This window comes from Nevskia sp., assembly GCF_051860985.1.
GTDB lineage: Bacteria > Pseudomonadota > Gammaproteobacteria > Nevskiales > Nevskiaceae > Nevskia.
Window position 1 is genome coordinate 272,754 of sequence record NZ_JBIMKV010000001.1, and the last position, 18,474, is coordinate 291,227.

Here is an 18,474-nt window from a genome sequence, read left to right on the forward strand (position 1 = left end):
CGCGCCGCTCGGCAGCACGCCGGCACCGCAGGTGGATAGTGCCAAGAACAGGCGACCGATTGGCAGCTGCGAAGCTGCCAAGTGGCCGCGCGAGGCGCGCCCCGAGCCCCGCATCGAGGGCCAGCGGCGCGGAAAATGCACGCATGCGCCGGTCGCCGGTGTACGGGCAGACCCGCAGTCCTTATCCTGTTGTTGACATTTCGATGGCAGCCGGCGGCGATTCCGCCTCAGGACGACGGCGGTGGCTGCTTCGCAAGGCCCCCGACAACACGGCGGGCGATCACAGAAGGAAACACGATGGACCCGACGACCGCCGTTGCCCCGCCCGCCGAATCCGCAGGCGCCGCAGCTGCCCCGTTCAATCCCTGGCGCTTTTGCGTGGCGCCGATGATGGACTGGACCGATCGCCACTGCCGGTTCTTCCACCGCCAGCTGACACGCCACACGCGGATGTACACCGAGATGGTGACCACCGGCGCGTTGCGCCATGGCGACGTGCACCGGCATCTGCGTTTCGATCGCGCCGAACACCCGGTGGCGCTGCAGATCGGCGGCAGCGACGTGCCGCTGCTCGCCCATGCCGCCGAGCTGGGCGCGCAGTACGGCTATGACGAGCTGAACCTGAACTGCGGCTGCCCGTCCGATCGCGTGCAGGACGGCGGCTTCGGCGCCTGCCTGATGATGGGCCCGAAGCAGGTCGCGGCCGGCGTCCAGGCGATGATGCGCGCCAGCGGCCTGCCGGTGACGGTGAAGTGCCGGATCGGCGTCGACTACAGCGAGGACTACGTGTTCCTGCGCGACTTCGTCGAGCCGATCGCCGAAATCGGCTGCACCACCTTCATTGTCCATGCCCGCAAGGCCTGGCTGAGCGGTCTGAGTCCGAAGGAGAACCGCGAGATCCCGCCGCTGCGCTATGACACCGTGTACCGGCTGAAGCAGGATTTCCCGCAGCTGACCATCTGCATCAATGGCGGCATCCACACGATGGCGGAGTGCCTCGACCACCTGAAGCAGGTCGACGGCGTGATGCTGGGCCGCGAGGTCTACGAAAATCCGTATCGCCTCGCCGAGGTCGACGCCGTGCTGTTCGGCGACACCCGGCCGGCGCCGACGCGGGTCGAGGTCGTTGACGCCATGTACGACTACATCCACGACGAACTCGCGGCCGGCACCAGCCTGCATCACATCACCCGGCACATGCTTGGCCTGTACCGCAACCAGCCCGGCGGCAAACAGTTCCGCCGCGTGCTCAGCGAACACGACGCCAGCCGCGAGCCGGACTGGGACACCATCGAGGCCGCGCTGGCAGAAGTCGAAAAGGCCGCCGCCAGCGCCGGGAACCGCGCCGCCGCGTGAGCCCGACCTCGCGGCCGGTGCTGCTGCTGTCCGACCTGCACCTGCCGAACACGCCCTCGCCGCTGCGTGCACGGTTCCTGGCCTTTCTCGAAGGTCCGGCACGCGAGGCGGCGGCGGTCTACCTGCTCGGCGATCTGTTCGAGTACTGGATCGGCGACGCCGAGGGGCTGGCCGACTACGCGCAGGAAGCCGCCGCGCTGCGCCGCCTGCGCGACCACGGCGTGCCGCTGTACTTCCAGCACGGCAACCGCGATTTCATGCTCGGCGCCGCCTTTGCCCGGGAGGCCGGTCTGCAGCTGCTGGCCGATCCGCTGATCGTCGATCTGGCCGGCACGCCGACCCTGCTCAGCCACGGCGACATCTGGTGCACCGACGATCTCGGCTACCAGCGCTGGCGGCGGTTTTCGCGCAACCGGCTGGCCCAGTTCATCTACCGGCGCCTGCCACGGCGCTGGCGCCAGGGCGTGGCCGGCAAGGCGCGCAGCGGCAGCACCCGCAAGCCGGCGGCGATCCTCGACGTCAATCCGCAGGCCATCGCGCGAGCGTTCGCGAAGCACGGCGTCAGCCGGATCATCCACGGCCACACCCATCGCCCGGCCGTGCACGCGCTGAGCGTCGATGGCCGCAAGGTCGAGCGTCTGGTGCTGTCGGACTGGCACGACCGCTACTGCGAATACCTGGAGGTCGACGCCGCCGGGCTGCGGCGCCGCCGGCTGCCATGACCGGAACGGATGATTACGCCGGCTGGCTGAGCATGCGCGATCTCGACCTTGCTGCCGGCCAGCCGAAGGGGACGGCGTTCCGCGCTTTCAAGGCGCTGCTCGGCAGCCTGGAGGAAGGGCGCGACTTCGTGGTGCTCGACCTGCAGGCCGCGCAAGCGCTTGTCGCGGCGCTGATTGCACAGGGCCGGCTGTATCGCGGCTCGGTGCATCCGGTGCTGCTGGCGCCGGCCGCCGCCGCCCACGTGCAGGCGGCGCTGACCGCAGCCGGATGACGGTAAGCATGTTTACAGTTGTTTACTTTGCAGCGCTCGCGCAGGTAGGATGCGGCTCCTTTTCCGGAGCCCCCCATGAGCGCCCTCGACTTCCTGAAGAAACTCCCCGCCGCGTTCGATGCCAACGGTGCCGCCGGCACCGAAGCCGTCGTCCAGTTCGCCATCTCGACCCCGGCTCACCTGATCATCAAGGGCGGCTCGGCCCAGCTGGTCGAGGGTACGGCCGGCAATGCCGACGTCACCCTGACGATGGAAGACGACGATCTGGTCGCGCTGCTGAAGGGCGATCTGAACGGCATGACCGCGTTCATGACCGGCAAGCTGCAGCTGGACGGCGACATGATGCTGGCCCAGCGCATGACCAGCTTCTTCGACGCCTCGAAGCTCGGCTGATCCGGTCGCGCAGCGCCTGTCGGCGACAGCCCCGGATCGCGAGGTCCGGGGTTTTTTGTTGCCTGCAGCCATGACGCCCGAATTCGCGCTGGAATCGCTGCCGGGCGATGGCGACGGGCCGCCGCGCCTGAGCCTGCGGGCACTGCATCGGCCGAAGTTCGGCGCCATCTGCGCTGACTGGCTGACCACCGACCTCGCCCGCCGCATCGGCGCCGGCCGCCGGCAGCCGATCGGCCGCGCCATCGGCCTGCACAAGCCGCGCCTGCCGGACGAAGGCCCGCTGCGGGTGCTCGACGCCACCGCCGGACTGGGGCGCGACGGCTTCACGCTGGCGATGCTGGGCGCCGAAGTCAGCCTGCTGGAGCGCCACCCGACCACCTGCGCGCTGCTTCGCGATGCCCGCCTGCGGGCGCTGGCCGCCCCTGGCGCCCAGGCGGCCGCCGCGCGCATCGAGGTGCTGGAAGGCGATGCCATCACGCTGCTGGCCGAGCCGGCCCATCGCGGCCGCTGGGAGGTCATCTACCTCGATCCGATGTACCCGGACGACGGCAAGAGCGCGCTGCCGTCCAAGGAAATGCAGCTGCTGCGCGAGCTGACCGGCGGCGATGCCGATGCCGATGCGCTGCTGGCACCGGCGCTGGCCTGCGCCGGCCGCCGCGTGGTGGTGAAGCGGCCGTCGAAGGCGCCGCCGCTGGCCGGCCTTGCGCCGTCGCTGTGCTTCGACGGCACCCAGCTGCGCTTCGATGTCTACCTGCTGCCGCTCAGCCCTTGAGCTCGGCGGCCATCGCCGCCGGTTCGAAATGCACGGTCAGCCGGCGCAGCAGGCGGCCTTCGCCATCAAGCAGCAGCAAGCTCGGAAAGCTGCTGACCTGATAGCGGGCCATGAACGCCGCCGCCTCCGGCGACTCGTAATCGATGCGGCTCAGCTGGTAGCCGTTGCGGATCGCGGCGTTGACCGCCGGATCGGCGAACACCTCGTGCAGCCGCCGGCAGGCCGGACACCAGATCGCCGAGAAATCGGCCAGCACCGGCTTGCCGCTGCTGCGGGCCCGCGCCAGCGCCACCGGCAGCGGCTGGAAATCGAGCGCGGCTGCCGTCAGCGCCTGCTCGCCGCGCCAGGTCTGGTACTCGACATTGACGAAGTATAAGGCCAGCGGCACCAGTGCATAAACCAGATAGCGCAGCCCTTTCCGATTGATCGACACCATCGCTCCATGCGTTCGTTCAGTTGCTGCAGAGCTTACGTTAGGCTTGAACCATGAAACGCCTGCTGCTGATTCGCCACGCCAAGTCGAGCTGGGATTACCCGATGCTCGCCGACTTCGACCGCCCGCTGAACCCGCGCGGCCGGCACGATGCGCCGGAAATGGCGCTGCGGCTGCAGGCGCTGCTGGCGCCGCCGTTCCGGATGATCAGCAGCACCGCCGTGCGCGCGCTGACCACCGCCCAGCTGTTTGCCGAAACCTTCGGCCTGCCGGAGTCGCGGATCGGCGTTGACGCGCGCATCTACGAAGCCACGCCCGGCACCCTGCTGCACCTGGTCAACACGCTCGACGACGCCGACGATCAGGTGCTGCTGTTCGGCCACAACCCGGGCTTCACCGACCTCGCCCAGCTGCTCGCCGACGGGCCGCTGCCGTTCATCGAGCTGCCGACCTGCGGCATCGTCATGTTCGGCTTCGAGCAGGCGCGCTGGCAGGACATCGTGCCAGGCGCCGGCCAGCTGCTCGGCTATCGCTACCCGAAGGAAAGCCCGCGCCAGTAGCCGGTCGTTCAGCCGCAGGCCGGCAGCCAGCCGGGGCCGCGATCCCAGGCCAGCCAGGCCGGTGCGGATTTCTCGGCGCTGGCCGTGCGGGCGCGCAGCCGCGTCGCCGGCGGGGTCTGGCTGCGCGAGCGGGCATTCGGCGGCGGCAGGCTGCCGTCGTCGCCATGACGGCGCGACGGCACGCAGACCAGCAGGCAGGGGCTGTCGCGCAGCGCCGAGGAAAACGCACCGCGCAGCAGGCGCTTGCGCACCGCGGTATCGCGATCGACCACCAGCACGCTGGCGCGGCTGGCGCGCAGCAGCCGCGCCAGGCTGGCCTGCGTCGACCCGCTGCCCAGATGCACGCGCACCCGCACGTCGGCATCGATCCGGGCGGCAATGTCATCGAGCAGCCGCGTCGCGGCCGGCTCGGCCAGCGGCCGGTCGGAGTACAGCGCTTCCAGCATCAGGCCCTCGCTGACTTCGGGCAGCACGAACAGCAGGTGCAGCTCGGCGCCGCGCTGCCGGGCCAGGGTTGCGGCCTCGCGCACGTGATCGAGCTGCGGCTCGTCGCCGGTGATCCAGCAGGCGACATGGCCGCCGTGGGCCGGCAGTTCGGGGATCGCCCGGGAGTCCGGCAGCATGGTCAGCATCGGGGTCTCCAGTTCGCGCAGCACGCGGGTCCGCAGCGACACATGCAGCGGCCTCGGCAGATAGCCGCGCAGACTCGGCGGCATCACCAGCAGGGCCTGCGGATGCTGGCTGCAGTAACCGGCGATGCCGGTGGCGGCGTCGCCGCTCAGCAGCTGCCGCTGGCTGTCCGGGTAGTGCGCCGATTCGGCGAAGAACGAATCCAGCGCCCGCGCCGCCTGCTGGCTGGCGCCGCGCGGGTGGACGTGCAGCAGGGTCAGGCGCGCCTGCAGCACGTCGACCCAGTGGGCCACCATCGGGATCGCGGCGTGGCAGGCCTCGGAAAAATTGGTCGCGAAGATCAAATGCGGGTGGTCGGTGCGCGGCATCGGCAGCATGGCGTGTCCTCGGCAGTCGGGATCGGGGATGGATGGAGCGGTCAGGCGAAAGAAGGCCGTTGCCGGCGACCGGGTCAGTAGACGTAGCCGTCGATGGCACGCACTTCCGGCAGCGCCATGCGCTGGTCGAGCATCTCGCGCAGGGTCAGCTCGATGCTGCGCGACAGAGCCGTCATCGGCGTGTCGTTGACGGTGTTCTCGAACGGCTCCTCGATCGCTTCGCTGGCAGTGTCGATGGCGATCAGCGTGAAGCTGATCAGCGCCGAGGCCACCGGCGTGAACAGGCCAAGGCCGGACACCAGCGCCAGCGGCACCAGCCAGCAGTAGGCGTCGACCAGCACGCGCGGCAGCAGGCTGAACTGGCGCGGCAGCGGCGTGTTCTTGATCCGCTCGCAGGCGCCCTGGATGTTGGCCAGCGTGGTCAGGCTGCCGTCGAGCGCGCTCCAGCGCAGGCTGTCGAGCATGCCCAGCGCCCGCGCCTGCTGCAGCTGCTCGGCGACCCGCAGGGTCAGCGCATTGGGCACGTTGCCGTAGCGGCGCAGCGCATCGGTGTCGGCCCGGCCGAGCACGCCGGCCAGTTCGGGAAACGGGTTCTGGCGGCGCAGATGGCAGCGCAGCGCATGCACGAAGGCCACCTGGTGAACGACGATGGCATTGCGCAGCGCCAGCTGCTCCGGATCATCGGCCTCGACATCCAGCGCCGTCAGCGCCTGCCGGGCCAGCGCCCGCGAGGTGTTGACCAGCTGGCCCCAGAGCTGGCGCGCTTCCCACCAGCGGCCGTAGGCGGCATTGGCGCGGAAGGCCAGGAAGATCGCCAGCGCCGAGCCCAGCGTGCCGAGCGGCAGCGCGTCGAACGACAGCCAGCGCCAGTCCAGGCACACGTACAGCGCTGCCACCGCGCAGTCGAAGCCGACCAGCACCAGCAGCCGCTTGCGGGTGCGGGGCCAGAGCTGGCGCAGCGAAATGCCGTCACGAAGGATCATGGCGAGGGCCTGGGGTCGAGGTCGGGATGGAGGTGTCGCCATTACAGGCCCGGGACCGGCGGCTGTCTGCTATCGAGCCGTCATCGGAAGGCCAGGCCGGCCGCTGCCGACGGATCGGCCGGTCGATCGCCGCAGGCTATCTTTCGATGGGTTCCGGAACCTCGCCGCCGCCTGCCGATCTGATCCGGGTTCCCGCCTGCCAAGAGCACCGTCATGCATCGTCTAAGACTGCCGTTCGAGGTGCGCGGCCAGGTGGTCAAGCTCGGTTACGGCGCCACCCTGTGGATCTCCGGCGTGATGCTGGCGCTGCTGGTGCTGCTGGAGTGGTATTCGCACCTCGGCGTGTCGCTGGGCCTGCTGTACGTGCTGCCGGTGGTGCTGGCGGCCACGGTGATGAGCCGCGCGCAGATCGTCATGGCAGCCATCGCCTGCGCCGCGCTGCGCGGCCTGTTCGTGATGAACGAGGGCCACATCGAGCAGCTGCTGCGTTTCAGCATGGCGACCATGGCCTATTCCGGCTGCGGCCTGCTGATGTCCGAGATCAGCCGCACCCGGCGCGTGGTGTTCGGCCACTACGCGCGGCTGCGCGCCGAGCAGCAGCTGCGCCGGCGCGCCGAGCGCCAGCTGCGGCTGCTGGCCGAAAGCAGCCCGGCGGCGATCCTGACCGTGGCCCGCGACGGCCGCATCGTCGCCGCCAACCGGGCCGCCGAAGACATGCTGGTGCCGGAGCCGGGCGGCGCGCTGCTCGGCCAGCCAGTGCGCGATTACCTGCCGGTGCTGCACGACGCGCTGTCGGTCAGCGCCAGCATCGGCGGCATGCGCACCTCGACCTCCACCTGGGGCCGGCGCGCCGACGGCAGCGCCTTCCCGGCCACCATCTGGTTCTCGGTCTACGGCAGCCATGACAGCCGCCATCTGGCGGCCATCGTCGTCGACGTATCCGACGAGGTGCGCGAGCGCGAGTACGCCCGCTTCGAAGACCTGCACAAGTACAACCGGCTGCTGGCCGGCGCGGTGTCGCACGAGATCCGCAACCTGTGCTCGGCGGCCGGCGTGGTCTGCTCGAACCTGTCGCGGCATCCGGCCCTGCAGGACGATCCCGACTTCGCGGCGCTGCGCAGCCTCGTGCAGGCGCTGCTGGAACTGGCCTCGTTCGATCTGCGCCGCAAGGCCAGCGCCACCATCAGCGCCATCCGCCTGCAGGCGCTGGCCACCGAGCTGCAGGTGATCATCGCGCCCGACTGGGCCGACATCGACGGCGAGGTGCGGATCGACATCCCCGCCGATTTCCCGCCGGTGCGCGGCGATCGCCACGCGCTGCTGCAGGTGCTGCTGAACCTGTCGCAGAACGCGCTGCGGGCCGTCGACGCGCGGCCCGAGCGGCGGCTGACGCTCAGCGCCCGCGTGGCCGACGGCCGGGCGGTCCTGCAGGTGCGTGATTCCGGCCCCGGCATCGCCCAGCCGGAACTGCTGTTCCAGCCGTTCCGCCCCGGCGCCGACGGCACCGGCCTGGGCCTGTACATTTCACGGGCGCTGATGAGCCATCAGGACGGCCAGCTGCGCCACCTGCCCGGCACCGACGGCTGCTGCTTCGAACTGCTGCTGCCGCTGGCGCAGCCCGACGAGTCCGTTCATGACTGACGCCCCGGCGGCCATCCGCCTGTACCTGCTCGACGATCACACGCTGTTCCGCGAAGGCCTGCTGCGGCTGCTGGCGGCCGACCCGCGCTTCGTCGTCGTCGGCCAGTCCGGGCTGCTGGAACCGGCGCTGGCCGAGATCGCCGCACTGCGGCCCGACGTGGTGATCGTCGACTACGAACTCGGCGCCCACACGGCGCTGGATTTCATGCGCCGCCGGCCGTCACAGGCCGGTGCCGCGCTGGTGGTGACCGCCGGCGTGCCGGAACGCGATGCGCTGGAACTGATCCGGCTTGGCGTATGCGGCATCTGCCGCAAGGAAGTGTCGACCGACGAGCTCAAGGCCAGCATCCACGCGGTGGCGCTTGGCCAGGTGCTGATCGAGCAGCGCTATCTGCAGTCGATCGTCGCTGCCAGCAGCGGTCAGGATCGCGTCAGCTTCACCGAGCGCGAGCGCGCCGTGCTGCGCGGCCTGCTGCAGGGCCATTCGAACAAGCAGATCGCCCGCCAGCTCGGCAGTTCCGAAAGCGCCATCAAGGCCAGCTTCCAGCAGCTGTTCAACAAGCTGGACGTGCGCTCGCGCAGCCAGCTGGTGATGGTGGTGATCCAGCAGTACGGCGACCTGATCTGAGCGCCGGGAATTCGGGGCACCGCTGCCGCCGCGACCGCCGGATCACCTGATTCGCCGAGCGCGGCTCAGCCCAGGTATTCGCACAGGTAGGCGGCCGGGCCACCGACTGCCCGCACGTCGAAGCCACTGTTGGCGGCGACCTCGAACGAGGTGCCGGCCGGATAGCTGACCCAGCCGGAGCCGGCGATATCGGCCTGCAGCAGGCCGCTGGTGACCGTCATCCGCTCCGCCTTGGCGGTGCCGAAGTGATACTGCCCCGGCATGATCACGCCGACCGAGGCCGGCAGGCCGTTGCGCTCGAAGCCGACGCTCTGCACGGCGCCGTCGAAGTAGGTGTTGTGCTTGAGCATGCCGCGTGACTCCTGATCCGGTGGGTGGAATGGGCGCGCATCCTGACCGCTGCGCCGCCCCCCGGCAAGACCGGAATCGGGGTCAGATCCACATTTCCGCTACCCGGCCGATCGCGACCCGGCTCAGGCCCGCAGCGCCAGCAGCGCGAAGCTGGCCAGCCAGTGCTCGCCCATGTAGTCGCCGGCCACCGCCGGCAGGCTGGCGGCCAGATGCTGCGCGGCGGCAGCCTGCATGACCGCGATACGCGGATCGCCGGCCGGCAGCGCCGCCGCCAGCGCCCGCCAGCACCAGGCGCGGCTCAGGTTCAGGCCATCGAGATGGGCGATCTTGCCGTCGCTGCGGTCGCTGACCGTGGCCGGCTCGAACAGCGTCGCCGGCGCGCGCTCGCCGAGGCGCGGCAGGAAGGCCGCGAACCACGGCAGGAACTCGGCCGGCGCCAGCAGCCGCTGCATCGCCAGCGCCACGGTCAGGGTCGACGACAGGAAATCGTCGCCGCCCGGCTCCCAGGCCTGGGCGTCGCGATCCTGCCGATGCCAGCGCAGTGCGGCTTCGCGCAGCGCGGCGCTCATCGCCGGCAAATGGGCCGTCTGCGCGTATTCCTCGGCCAGCACCAGCGCGAAAGCAGTGTTGAAGTGGGTGCCGACCCGCACCGGATAGCGGCCAAGCGGCAGGAACTGCAGCAGCCGCGCGGCAAGGTCATCGGCGAGCGGCTGCAGCGTGTCGGCCCAGTGCGCTTCGTGACGACGCAGCTCGGCCTGCAGCATCAGCAGCCAGGCCCAGCCATAGGGACGCTCGAAGCCGCGATTGGCCGGCCGGGCGAAGAATGCGCGCTCGCCGGCCACCGTGTCGGCGCTGAACATGGCGTCGAAGCGCGCCCGGATCGCGGCGGCTTCGGGAAGCGCCGGAAACAGCCGCAGCACGGTCGCCAAGGTCCAGTAGCCGTGCACGCAGGAGTGCCAGTCGAAGCTGCCGTGGAAGATCGGATGCAGCAAGCGCGGCGGTGCCAGGTCGGCGTCGGCGGTCAGCACCTGGCCGAGCTTGTACGGATATTCGCGGCCGACATGGCCGAGCGCGATGCCGGCGAACTGCGCGGCACGGGCGGCATCGAGCCGGCTCATCGGTAAACCACCAGCGCCATCAGCGCGATGTTGAACGCCAGCAGCGCCAGCGCGGTCGGCAGCTGCGCCTTGATCACCGCATGGCGATCGTGCAGTTCAAGCAGCGCGGCCGGCACCAGGTTGAAGTTGGCCGCCATCGGCGTCATCAGCGTGCCGCAGAAGCCGGACAGCATGCCGATCGCACCCATCGCCACCGGATCGCCGCCGTGGGCCTGCACCACCAGCGGCAAGCCGATGCCGGCGGTCATCACCGGAAATGCGGCGAAGGCATTGCCCATGATCATTGTGAACAGCGCCATGCCGAGGCCGTAAGCGACGACACTGGCATACGGCCCGCCGATCGCCAGCCGGCCGGCCAGCTCGCCGATCACCGGGCCGACGCCGGCCAGCGCGAAGACCGCGCCGAGCGCCGCCAGCATCTGCGGCAGCAGCGCCGCCCAGCCCACGGTGTCCATCAGCCGCCGGCCTTCGTCGACCGCCGCCCTCGGCGGCTGGCGCAGCAGCAGCAGGCCGAGCAGCACCGCCACGGCGGCGCCGAGCATCAGCGAGACCAGCGTGGCGTGCCGGGGATCGATCAGCGGCGCTTCACGCCATTGCAGCCGCTGCGCCGCCAGCACGCCGGCCAACGTCACCAGCGGGATCGCCAGCGCCGTCACCAGCAGCCCCAGGCCGCGGCCGGTGTTGCCAGCGACGGCGGGCGCGGCGGCCGTCGCCGGCGGTCGGGCCGGGGCAAGGCCGCCGAGCCCGGCGATCAGCACCAGGGCGATCACCAGCGCGCCGTTGGCCAGGTCGCCCAGCTGGTCGCCGAGCAGGAAACTGAGTGCGAACAGGCCCCAGAACGCCGCGTGGCCCCAGCGCTTCGGGTGGCTGCGATCGCGCGCGCTGGCCAGCGCGAAGCCGGCGAACATCAGTCCGGCGACGAGATAGACGCTGCCGAGGCCGATCATCGCGCCGTCCCACTGGCCAGATCCGGCACCGACAGCGCGCGGCGCAGCCGCCGGTCGAAGCGATGCAGGCGGATGCCGTGGATCAGCGCCGCCGCCAGCGCGGTCGGAATCGCCCACAAGGCCAGCGCCAGCGGCGCCACGGTGACGCCGTTGCCGGCCAGGAAGCCGACGATCAGCAGGATCGAACCGATGGCGATGAACAGGTCCTCGCCGAAGAACAGCGCGATGTTGTCGACCGCCGCCGCCTGGGCGCGGACCCGCTGGCGCCAGATGTCCGGCAGCAGGCCGAAGCGCGATTCGGCCGCCGCTTCGGCCATCGGCGCGATCAGCGGCCGCACCATCTGGGCATGGCCGCCGAGCGAGGTCAGGCCGAGCGCAGCGGTGATCTGGCGCAGCGCGAAATACAGCATCAGCAGACGGCCGGTGGTGGCCGAGCGCAGCCCGGCGATCAGCGTCCGCGCGCGCTGCTGCAGGCCGGCGCGCTCCAGCAGGCCGATCGCCGGCAGGATCAGCCAGACCACCGAGATATAGCGGCTGTCGTTGAACGCCTTGCCCAGCGCGGCGACCACTTCGACGATGTTCAGGCCGGCCGCCAGCCCGGTCAGCAGCGCGGCCACGACGATCACCAGCAGCGGATTGATCCGCGCCGCGAAGCCGGCCATCACCACGACGATGCCGCTCAGGATCAACATGGACGACGGGCTCCGGACGATGTCGCGCCGGCTGGTCGCGACCACCCCGCGAGTGTGCCGTGCCGGCGATGCGAAAATCGTGCAGCCCGCCGTCGCGGTCGGCCGATCGAACGGTCCTATCGTTATAATTCACAAATCATTCACAAACGAGCGACACACACGATGCCCCTGCGCCGCGGTCTTGCCCTGCTTGCCACTGCCCTGCTGCCGATCCTCGGCAGTGCCGCCCTGCCCGCGCAGGCTGCCGATGCCCAGCAGACCGGCTGGGCGGCCTGGTTCAACACCTACAAGTTCACCGACCAGGTCGGCCTGATCTCCGACGTGCAGCTGCGCAGCCGCGATGAATGGGCCGGCCCGCGCAACCTGCTGATCCGCCCCGGCCTGTCCTGGTACTTCGCGCCCGGGCAGAGCCTGACGCTCGGCTACGCCTATGTCGGCACCTTCAATCCGGACGCGCCCGACGCCGTCGAGCACCGCATCTGGCAGCAGTACCTGTCGACCTACAAGATCGACCGGCTGCGGGTGTCGCAGCGGCTACGGCTGGAAGAGCGCTTCATCGGCCGGCCCAATGCGACCGATGTGCAGTCGACGCGCTTCCGCTGGTTCTCGCGGATGGTGCTGCCGCTCGACGGCAGCGCCAACTGGGTCAGCGGCCCGTTCGTGGCGCTGCAGAACGAGGCCTTCATCAACCTCAGCAACCGCGACGACCTGAACGGCAAGTTCTTCGACCAGAACCGCGCCTACATCGCCTTCGGCTGGCGGCTGAACCCGACCTCGGACGTCGAGATCGGCTATCTGAACCAGTACATCAACGGCCGCCACCGCGACACCGTGAACCATGTGCTGCAGGTGGCCCTGTACACCAACTTCCACCGCTGAGGTTCAGCGTCCCGACCGGCTTCCGGCCACGGCGGGCGGTGGTCCGTAGCCGCCGCCGCCCGGCGTCTCGATGACGATGGCATCGCCGGCGGCCAGCTCGGCGCTGCCGGTGGCGGCCAGGCGTTCGATGCCGCCGTCGGCGCGTTCGACGCGGGTTTCGCCGCAGGCCGCATCGCCACCGCCGGCCAGTCCGCGCGGCGGCACCCGGCGGCGGTTGGACAGGATGCCGGCGGTCATCGGCGCCAGGAACCGGAACTGGCGGATCACGCCATCGCCGCCGCGCCAGGCGCCGTCGCCGCCGGAGCCGCGCCGGATCGCGAAACGCTCGATGCGCAGCGGGTGACGCGCCTCCAGCACCTCGACATCGGTCAGCCGGCTGTTGGTCATGTGCGTCTGCACCGCACTCGCACCATCGAAGCCGGGCCCGGCACCGGCGCCGCCGCAGATCGTTTCGTAGTACTGGTGCTGGCGGTTGCCGAAGGTGAAGTTGTTCATCGTGCCCTGCGATCCCGCCAGCGCGCCGAGCGCTGCGAACAGCGCGTCGGTGATCGCCTGGCTGGTCTCGACATTGCCGGCCACGACCGCCGCCGGTGGCCGTGGATTAAGCATCGAGCCCTCCGGCACCACCAGCCGGATCGGCCGCAGGCAGCCGTCGTTGAGCGGCAGTGCGTCGTCGATCAGGGTGCGGAACACGTAGAGCACGGCGGCGCGGGCAATCGCGCGCGGCGCGTTGAAGTTGCCGGGCTGCTGCGCGGCGCTGCCGGTGAAATCCACCGTCGCGCTGCGCGTCGCGCGGTCGATGCGCACCGCCACCGCAATCCGCGCGCCGTCGTCCATCTCGATCACCTGCTCGCCGTCGCCGAGCCGGCCGATCACCTCGCGCACCGCCGCCTCGGCGTTGTCCTGCACGTGGCTGAACCAGGCGGCCAGCCCGTCCCGGCCGATCTCCGCCGCCAGCGCCTGGATCTCCTCGGCGCCGCTGGCGCAGGCGGCGACCTGCGCCTTGAGATCGGCGAGGTTGCGGTCGGGATTGCGCGCGGGATACGGGCCTGAAGCCAGCAGTGCACGGGTTTCGGCATCGCGGAAGCGGCCCTGATCGACGAGCAGGAAGTCATCGATCAGCACGCCTTCCTCGTCGATGTGCCGCGAACCCGGCGGCATCGAACCGGGCGTGATGCCGCCGATGTCGGCGTGATGGCCGCGCGCGGCGACGAATCCGACCCGCACCGCATCGGCGTCGAACACCGGCATCACCACGGTCACGTCCGGCAAATGGGTGCCGCCGCGATACGGGTTGTTGAGCATCCGCACGTCGCCGGGCCGCAGCGGATCGGAGGCCGAGCGCGCCTCGACGATCGCCCGCACGCTGTCGCCCATCGAGCCGAGATGCACCGGGATGTGCGGCGCATTGGCGATCAGGTTGGCTTCGGCATCGAATAGCGCGCAGGAAAAATCCAGCCGTTCCTTGATGTTCACTGAAGTGGCGGTGGCCCGCAGCCGCTCGCCCATCCGCTCGGCGATCGCCATGAAGCGGCTGTTGTAGAGCGCCAGCGCGACCGGGTCGGCGCCGCCGTCGACCGCTGGCGGCGGCGCAGCGACAGTTGCGGTCCGGCGCAGGATCAGCTGCGCGCCGGCGTCGACCGTCGCCTGCCAGCCGGCGTCGACCAGCGTGGTGCCGGTGGCCTCGACCAGCATCGCCGGGCCGTCGATCCGGCAGCCAGCCGGCAGCGCCTCGCGCGACCAGACCGGCACCGTGCGGGCATGCACGCCGTCGTGCAGAACCACCTGATCGATCGGTGCCGGCGGCACGCCGCCGGCCGCTGCCGGCGGAACTGCGGCGACCTGGCTGCCGCGCTGGCCGGCCGGCCGGCCGACCGCTTCGGCCACCAGCATCTCCACCACCAGCGGCGCGTCGTCCGCCGCGAAGCCGAACACGGCCCGATGGCGCTGCGCGAAGGCATGGCGCATCGACGCCGGCGAACCGAACGGCAGGTCCAGCGCAGCATCGGTGCCGGCCACCTTGAGCCTGGCGCCGATCGTCACCGCGCGTTCGGCAAACGCCTCGCCCTGGGCATCGAGGCCGGCCAGCGCCGCCGCCGACAGCTCGGCCGCCGCCGCCTGCAGCGCGCCGTCGTCGTCGGCCAGCAGCAGTTCGATGGAGCGCTCGCGCAGCAGCCGGACATCGGCCTGGCCGATGCCCCAGGCCGACAGCACGCCGGCCAGCGGATGCAGCAGCACGGCTTCGATGCCCAGCGCCTCGGCGACGGCGCAGGCGTGCTGGCCGGCGGCGCCACCGAAACTCAGCAGCGCGCAGCGGCGTACGTCGTGGCCGCGCTCGGTGGAGATCGCCCGGATCGCCCGCGCCATGTCGGCGACCGCGATGCGGATGAAGCCGGCGGCCAGATGCTCGGCGGTCTGCGGCTGGCCGCTGGCGCGGCTGACGTCAGCGGCCAGCGCCTCGAACTGGCGGCGCACGGTGACGGCATCGAGCGGCGCATCGGCCTGCGGCCCGAACAGCGCCGGGAAGTGCGCCGGCTGCAGCCGGCCAAGCAGCACATTGCAGTCGGTGATGGTCAGCGGCCCGCCGCGACGATAGGCCGCCGGCCCCGGCACTGCGCCGGCCGATTCCGGCCCGACCCGCAGCCGCGCACCGTCGTACCGGCAGATCGAGCCGCCGCCGGCGGCGATGGTGTGGATGTCGAGCATCGGCGTGCGCAACCGCACGCCGGCCACGGTGGTCTCGAAGCGGCGCTCGAAATGACCGGCCCAGTGGGAGACATCGGTGGAAGTACCGCCCATGTCGAAGCCGACCACCGCCTCGAAGCCGGCTGCCGTCGCGGCGACCGCCATGCCGTTGATGCCGCCGGCCGGGCCGGACAGCACCGCGTCCTTGCCGCGAAACGCGTGGGCGGCGACCAGTCCGCCGTTCGACTGCATGAACTGCAAGGGTGTGCCGGGCGGCAGCGCCTGCTCGACGCGGCCGACGTAGTCGCGCAGCACCGGCGACAGGTAGGCGTCGACCACGGTCGTGTCGCCGCGCGGCACCAGCTTCTGCAGCGCGCTGACCTCGTGGCTGACCGACACCTGCGGAAAGCCGACCTCGCGCGCGATCGCCGCCACGCGCGCCTCATGCGCCGGGTGCTGCCAGCCGTGCACCAGCACGATGGCGACGCTGCGATAGCCGTCGTCGTAGGCCTGCTGCAGCGCGGCCCGCGCGGCGGTCGCCTCCAGCGGCCGGACGACGGCACCGTCGACGCCGATCCGCTCGTCGATCTCGATCACCCGCGAATACAGCATCTCCGGCAGCACGATGCGCCGCGCGAAGATGTCCGGCCGGCTCTGGCTGCCGATCCGCAACGCATCGCCGTGGCCGGCGGTGATCGCCAGCACGGTCGGCGTGCCGCGCCGCTCCAGCAGCGCATTGGTCGCCACCGTGGTGCCCATCTTCACCGCCTCGATGCACGCGCCCGGCCCGCCGTGCGCGGCCAGCAGCCGGCGGATGCCCTCGGTCGCCGCATCGGCGTAGCGCTCCGGATGCTCGGACAGCAGCTTGTCGCTGATCAGCCGGCCGTCGGGGCTGCGGGCGACGACATCGGTGAAGGTGCCGCCGCGGTCGATCCAGAACTGCCAGCCCGGGCGGTCGTCGGCGGCGTCAGCCATCGCGTCGTCCGCTCAGAGCCGCGCAGCCAGCCGCGAGCCCTGGTCGATCGCCCGCTTGGCATCCAGCTCGGAGGCGACATCGGCGCCGCCGATGCGGTGCACCTTGACGCCGGCAGCGGCCAGCGGCGCTTCCAGTTCGCGCAACGGTTCCTGGCCGGTGCACAGCACGATGGTGTCGGCCTCGATCAGCGTCGGCTGCTGGCGCTTCTCGCCGAAGCTGATGTGCAGGCCTTTCTCGTCGATGCCGTCGTAGTTGACGCCGGACAGCATCTCGACCTGCTTCATCTTCAGCTGGCTGCGGTGGATCCAGCCGGTGGTCTTGCCCAGACCGGCACCCGGCTTGCCGGGCTTGCGCTGCAGCAGGGTGATCTTGCGGGCCGGCGGCGCGATCGTCGGCCGAGTCAGGCCGCCGCGCGTGTCGGCCGGATCGCCGACGCCCCACTCGGCCTTCCAGGCCGCGAGGTCGAGGGTCGCCGAATGGCCGTCGCTGACCAGGAATTCGCTGACATCGAAGCCGATGCCGCCGGCGCCGATCACCGCCACCCGCTCGCCGACCCTGGCGTTGCCACGCAGCACGTCGATGTAGCTGACCACGTTCGGCGAGTTCTGGCCCTTGATCTTCGGGTCGCGCGGCACCACGCCGGTGGCCAGCACCACCTCGTCGAACTGCTGTTCGATCAGCGCGGCCGCTTCGGCGCGGGTGTTCAGGTGCAGGCGCACGCCGCTGCGCTCGATCTGGGTGCCGAAGTAGCGCAGCGTCTCGTGGAATTCCTCCTTGCCGGGAATGCGCTTGGCCATGTTGAACTGGCCGCCGATCTCGCCGGCCTGCTCGAACAGCTCCACCGTGTGGCCGCGCCGCGCCAGCGTCGTGGCGCAGGCGAGGCCCGCCGGACCGGCGCCGATCACGGCGATGCGCTTCGGCTTCAGCGTGCGGTCGTAGTGCAGTTCGGTCTCGTGGCAGGCGCGCGGATTGACCAGGCAGCTCGCCACCTTGTTCTTGAACGCGTGATCGAGGCAGGCCTGGTTGCAGGCGATGCAGGTGTTGATCTCCGCCGCCAGGCCGCGCGCCGCCTTGTTGACGAAATCCGGATCGGCCAGCAGCGGCCGGGCCATCGACACCATGTCCGCGCAGCCGTCGGCGAGCAGCTGTTCGGCCACTTCCGGCGTGTTGATGCGGTTGGTGGTGACCAGCGGAATGCCGACCTCGCCCTTCATCTTCTTCGTCACCCAGGCGAAGGCCGCGCGCGGGACGGAGGTTGCGATGGTCGGCACCCGCGCCTCGTGCCAGCCGATGCCGGTGTTGATGATCGTGGCGCCGGCGCCTTCGATCGCCTTGGCCAGCTGCACGGTTTCATCCCAGGTCTGGCCATCGGGAATCAGATCGAGCATCGACAGCCGGTAGACGATGATGAAATCGCGGCCGACCGCTTCGCGGGTGCGGGCCATGATCTCCACCGGCAGGCGCATGCGGTTGGAGTAGTCGCCGCCCCAGGCGTCCTTGCGCTTGTTGGTGTGCGGGCTCAGGAACTGGTTGATGAAATAGCCTTCCGAGCCCATCACCTCGACGCCGTCATAGCCGGCTTCGCGGGCCAGCGCGGCACAGCGGACAAAGGCCTTGATCTGGCTGTCGACGCCGCGTGCCGACAGCTCGCGCGGCTTGAACGGCGAGATCGGCGACTTGATCGCGCTCGGGCCGACCGCGAACGGGTGATAGCCGTAGCGCCCGGTGTGCAGGATCTGCATGGCGATCTTGCCGCCCTCGGCGTGCACCGCGTCGGTGACCACGCGGTGGCGCTTGGCTGCCGTATGCGTGGCCAGGGTGCCGGCCAGCGGCTTGGCCCAGCCGGCGATGTTCGGCGCCACACCGCCGGTGACGATCAGCCCCACCCCGCCGCGCGCCCGCTCGGCGAAATAGGCGGCCAGCCGTGGCGTGTGCTTGGCGGCGTCCTCCAGCCCGGTGTGCATCGAGCCCATCAGCACGCGGTTGCGCAAGGTGGTGAAGCCGAGGTCGAGCGGAGCCAGCAGATGCGGATACGGGGCGGTCATGACGATTACGGTCC

General features: G+C 70.7%; 18 protein-coding genes. 9 read left to right on the forward strand and 9 right to left on the reverse strand.

The genetic code is table 11. The features are described 5' to 3' along the window. Positions 1-297: 297 nt before the first annotated feature. From dusA to ACTIGJ_RS01220, 5 genes are all read left to right on the forward strand, one after another. On the forward strand, positions 298-1,356 hold the full coding sequence (gene dusA / locus ACTIGJ_RS01200) for a tRNA dihydrouridine(20/20a) synthase DusA (RefSeq protein ID WP_439638440.1): 1,059 nt from the start codon (positions 298-300) through the stop codon (positions 1,354-1,356). After that, entirely contained in the window at positions 1,353-2,078 is a 726-nt protein-coding gene (locus ACTIGJ_RS01205) for a UDP-2,3-diacylglucosamine diphosphatase (RefSeq protein WP_439638441.1), read from the forward strand. The genes dusA and ACTIGJ_RS01205 overlap by 4 nt, the downstream gene beginning before the upstream one ends. Continuing rightward, positions 2,075-2,350 (forward strand): hypothetical protein, encoded by a 276-nt coding sequence (locus tag ACTIGJ_RS01210; RefSeq protein WP_439638442.1) that lies wholly within the window; start codon positions 2,075-2,077, stop codon positions 2,348-2,350. The genes ACTIGJ_RS01205 and ACTIGJ_RS01210 overlap by 4 nt, the downstream gene beginning before the upstream one ends. 75 nt (positions 2,351-2,425) lie before the next feature. Next, positions 2,426-2,743 (forward strand): SCP2 sterol-binding domain-containing protein, encoded by a 318-nt coding sequence (locus tag ACTIGJ_RS01215; RefSeq protein ID WP_439638443.1) that lies wholly within the window; start codon positions 2,426-2,428, stop codon positions 2,741-2,743. A gap of 70 nt (positions 2,744-2,813) precedes the next feature. Continuing rightward, on the forward strand, positions 2,814-3,515 hold the full coding sequence (locus ACTIGJ_RS01220) for a class I SAM-dependent methyltransferase (protein WP_439638444.1): 702 nt from the start codon (positions 2,814-2,816) through the stop codon (positions 3,513-3,515). Here ACTIGJ_RS01220 and ACTIGJ_RS01225 read toward each other — a convergent pair. Then, positions 3,505-3,951 carry a thioredoxin family protein gene (locus ACTIGJ_RS01225; protein WP_439638445.1) on the reverse strand — a complete coding sequence of 149 codons (447 nt, stop codon included), beginning with the start codon at positions 3,949-3,951 and terminating at the stop codon, positions 3,505-3,507. The genes ACTIGJ_RS01220 and ACTIGJ_RS01225 overlap by 11 nt on opposite strands. A gap of 50 nt (positions 3,952-4,001) precedes the next feature. On the opposite strand from ACTIGJ_RS01225, the gene ACTIGJ_RS01230 reads away from it, so the two are divergent. Further along, positions 4,002-4,508 (forward strand): SixA phosphatase family protein, encoded by a 507-nt coding sequence (locus tag ACTIGJ_RS01230; protein ID WP_439638446.1) that lies wholly within the window; start codon positions 4,002-4,004, stop codon positions 4,506-4,508. Between the two features lie 8 nt (positions 4,509-4,516). Here the strand turns inward: ACTIGJ_RS01230 and ACTIGJ_RS01235 are convergent, their stop codons facing one another. Continuing rightward, entirely contained in the window at positions 4,517-5,515 is a 999-nt protein-coding gene (locus ACTIGJ_RS01235; protein ID WP_439638447.1) for a universal stress protein, read from the reverse strand. Between the two features lie 74 nt (positions 5,516-5,589). Beyond that, the gene (locus tag ACTIGJ_RS01240) at positions 5,590-6,498 is read right to left on the reverse strand and encodes a bestrophin family protein (RefSeq protein ID WP_439638448.1); all 909 of its coding nucleotides are present in this window, start codon (positions 6,496-6,498) and stop codon (positions 5,590-5,592) included. Between the two features lie 213 nt (positions 6,499-6,711). On the opposite strand from ACTIGJ_RS01240, the gene ACTIGJ_RS01245 reads away from it, so the two are divergent. Together ACTIGJ_RS01245 and ACTIGJ_RS01250 are read left to right on the forward strand one after the other, a co-directional pair. Next, the gene (locus ACTIGJ_RS01245; protein ID WP_439638449.1) at positions 6,712-8,139 is read left to right on the forward strand and encodes a sensor histidine kinase; all 1,428 of its coding nucleotides are present in this window, start codon (positions 6,712-6,714) and stop codon (positions 8,137-8,139) included. Further along, positions 8,132-8,767 carry a LuxR C-terminal-related transcriptional regulator gene (locus ACTIGJ_RS01250; RefSeq protein WP_439638450.1) on the forward strand — a complete coding sequence of 212 codons (636 nt, stop codon included), beginning with the start codon at positions 8,132-8,134 and terminating at the stop codon, positions 8,765-8,767. The genes ACTIGJ_RS01245 and ACTIGJ_RS01250 overlap by 8 nt, the downstream gene beginning before the upstream one ends. 65 nt (positions 8,768-8,832) lie before the next feature. Here the strand turns inward: ACTIGJ_RS01250 and ACTIGJ_RS01255 are convergent, their stop codons facing one another. The 4 genes from ACTIGJ_RS01255 to ACTIGJ_RS01270 all read right to left on the reverse strand — a co-directional run bounded on the left by ACTIGJ_RS01255 (position 8,833) and on the right by ACTIGJ_RS01270 (position 11,875). Then, positions 8,833-9,117 carry a pyrimidine/purine nucleoside phosphorylase gene (locus ACTIGJ_RS01255; protein ID WP_439638451.1) on the reverse strand — a complete coding sequence of 95 codons (285 nt, stop codon included), beginning with the start codon at positions 9,115-9,117 and terminating at the stop codon, positions 8,833-8,835. Between the two features lie 123 nt (positions 9,118-9,240). Beyond that, positions 9,241-10,236: a DUF2891 domain-containing protein gene (locus tag ACTIGJ_RS01260; RefSeq protein ID WP_439638452.1), complete on the reverse strand. Its 996-nt coding sequence runs from the start codon at positions 10,234-10,236 to the stop codon at positions 9,241-9,243. Beyond that, on the reverse strand, positions 10,233-11,183 hold the full coding sequence (locus ACTIGJ_RS01265) for a DUF979 domain-containing protein (RefSeq protein WP_439638453.1): 951 nt from the start codon (positions 11,181-11,183) through the stop codon (positions 10,233-10,235). The genes ACTIGJ_RS01260 and ACTIGJ_RS01265 overlap by 4 nt, the downstream gene beginning before the upstream one ends. Beyond that, positions 11,180-11,875 (reverse strand): DUF969 domain-containing protein, encoded by a 696-nt coding sequence (locus ACTIGJ_RS01270; protein ID WP_439638454.1) that lies wholly within the window; start codon positions 11,873-11,875, stop codon positions 11,180-11,182. Before ACTIGJ_RS01270 ends, ACTIGJ_RS01265 begins: the two co-directional genes overlap by 4 nt. Before the next feature lie 162 nt (positions 11,876-12,037). On the opposite strand from ACTIGJ_RS01270, the gene ACTIGJ_RS01275 reads away from it, so the two are divergent. Beyond that, entirely contained in the window at positions 12,038-12,754 is a 717-nt protein-coding gene (locus tag ACTIGJ_RS01275; RefSeq protein WP_439638455.1) for a DUF2490 domain-containing protein, read from the forward strand. Between the two features lie 3 nt (positions 12,755-12,757). Here the strand turns inward: ACTIGJ_RS01275 and ACTIGJ_RS01280 are convergent, their stop codons facing one another. Together ACTIGJ_RS01280 and ACTIGJ_RS01285 are read right to left on the reverse strand one after the other, a co-directional pair. Continuing rightward, the gene (locus tag ACTIGJ_RS01280) at positions 12,758-16,414 is read right to left on the reverse strand and encodes a hydantoinase B/oxoprolinase family protein (RefSeq protein ID WP_439638456.1); all 3,657 of its coding nucleotides are present in this window, start codon (positions 16,412-16,414) and stop codon (positions 12,758-12,760) included. Between the two features lie 12 nt (positions 16,415-16,426). Then, positions 16,427-18,460 (reverse strand): FAD-dependent oxidoreductase, encoded by a 2,034-nt coding sequence (locus tag ACTIGJ_RS01285; protein WP_439638457.1) that lies wholly within the window; start codon positions 18,458-18,460, stop codon positions 16,427-16,429. Between the last annotated feature and the right edge of the window lie 14 nt (positions 18,461-18,474).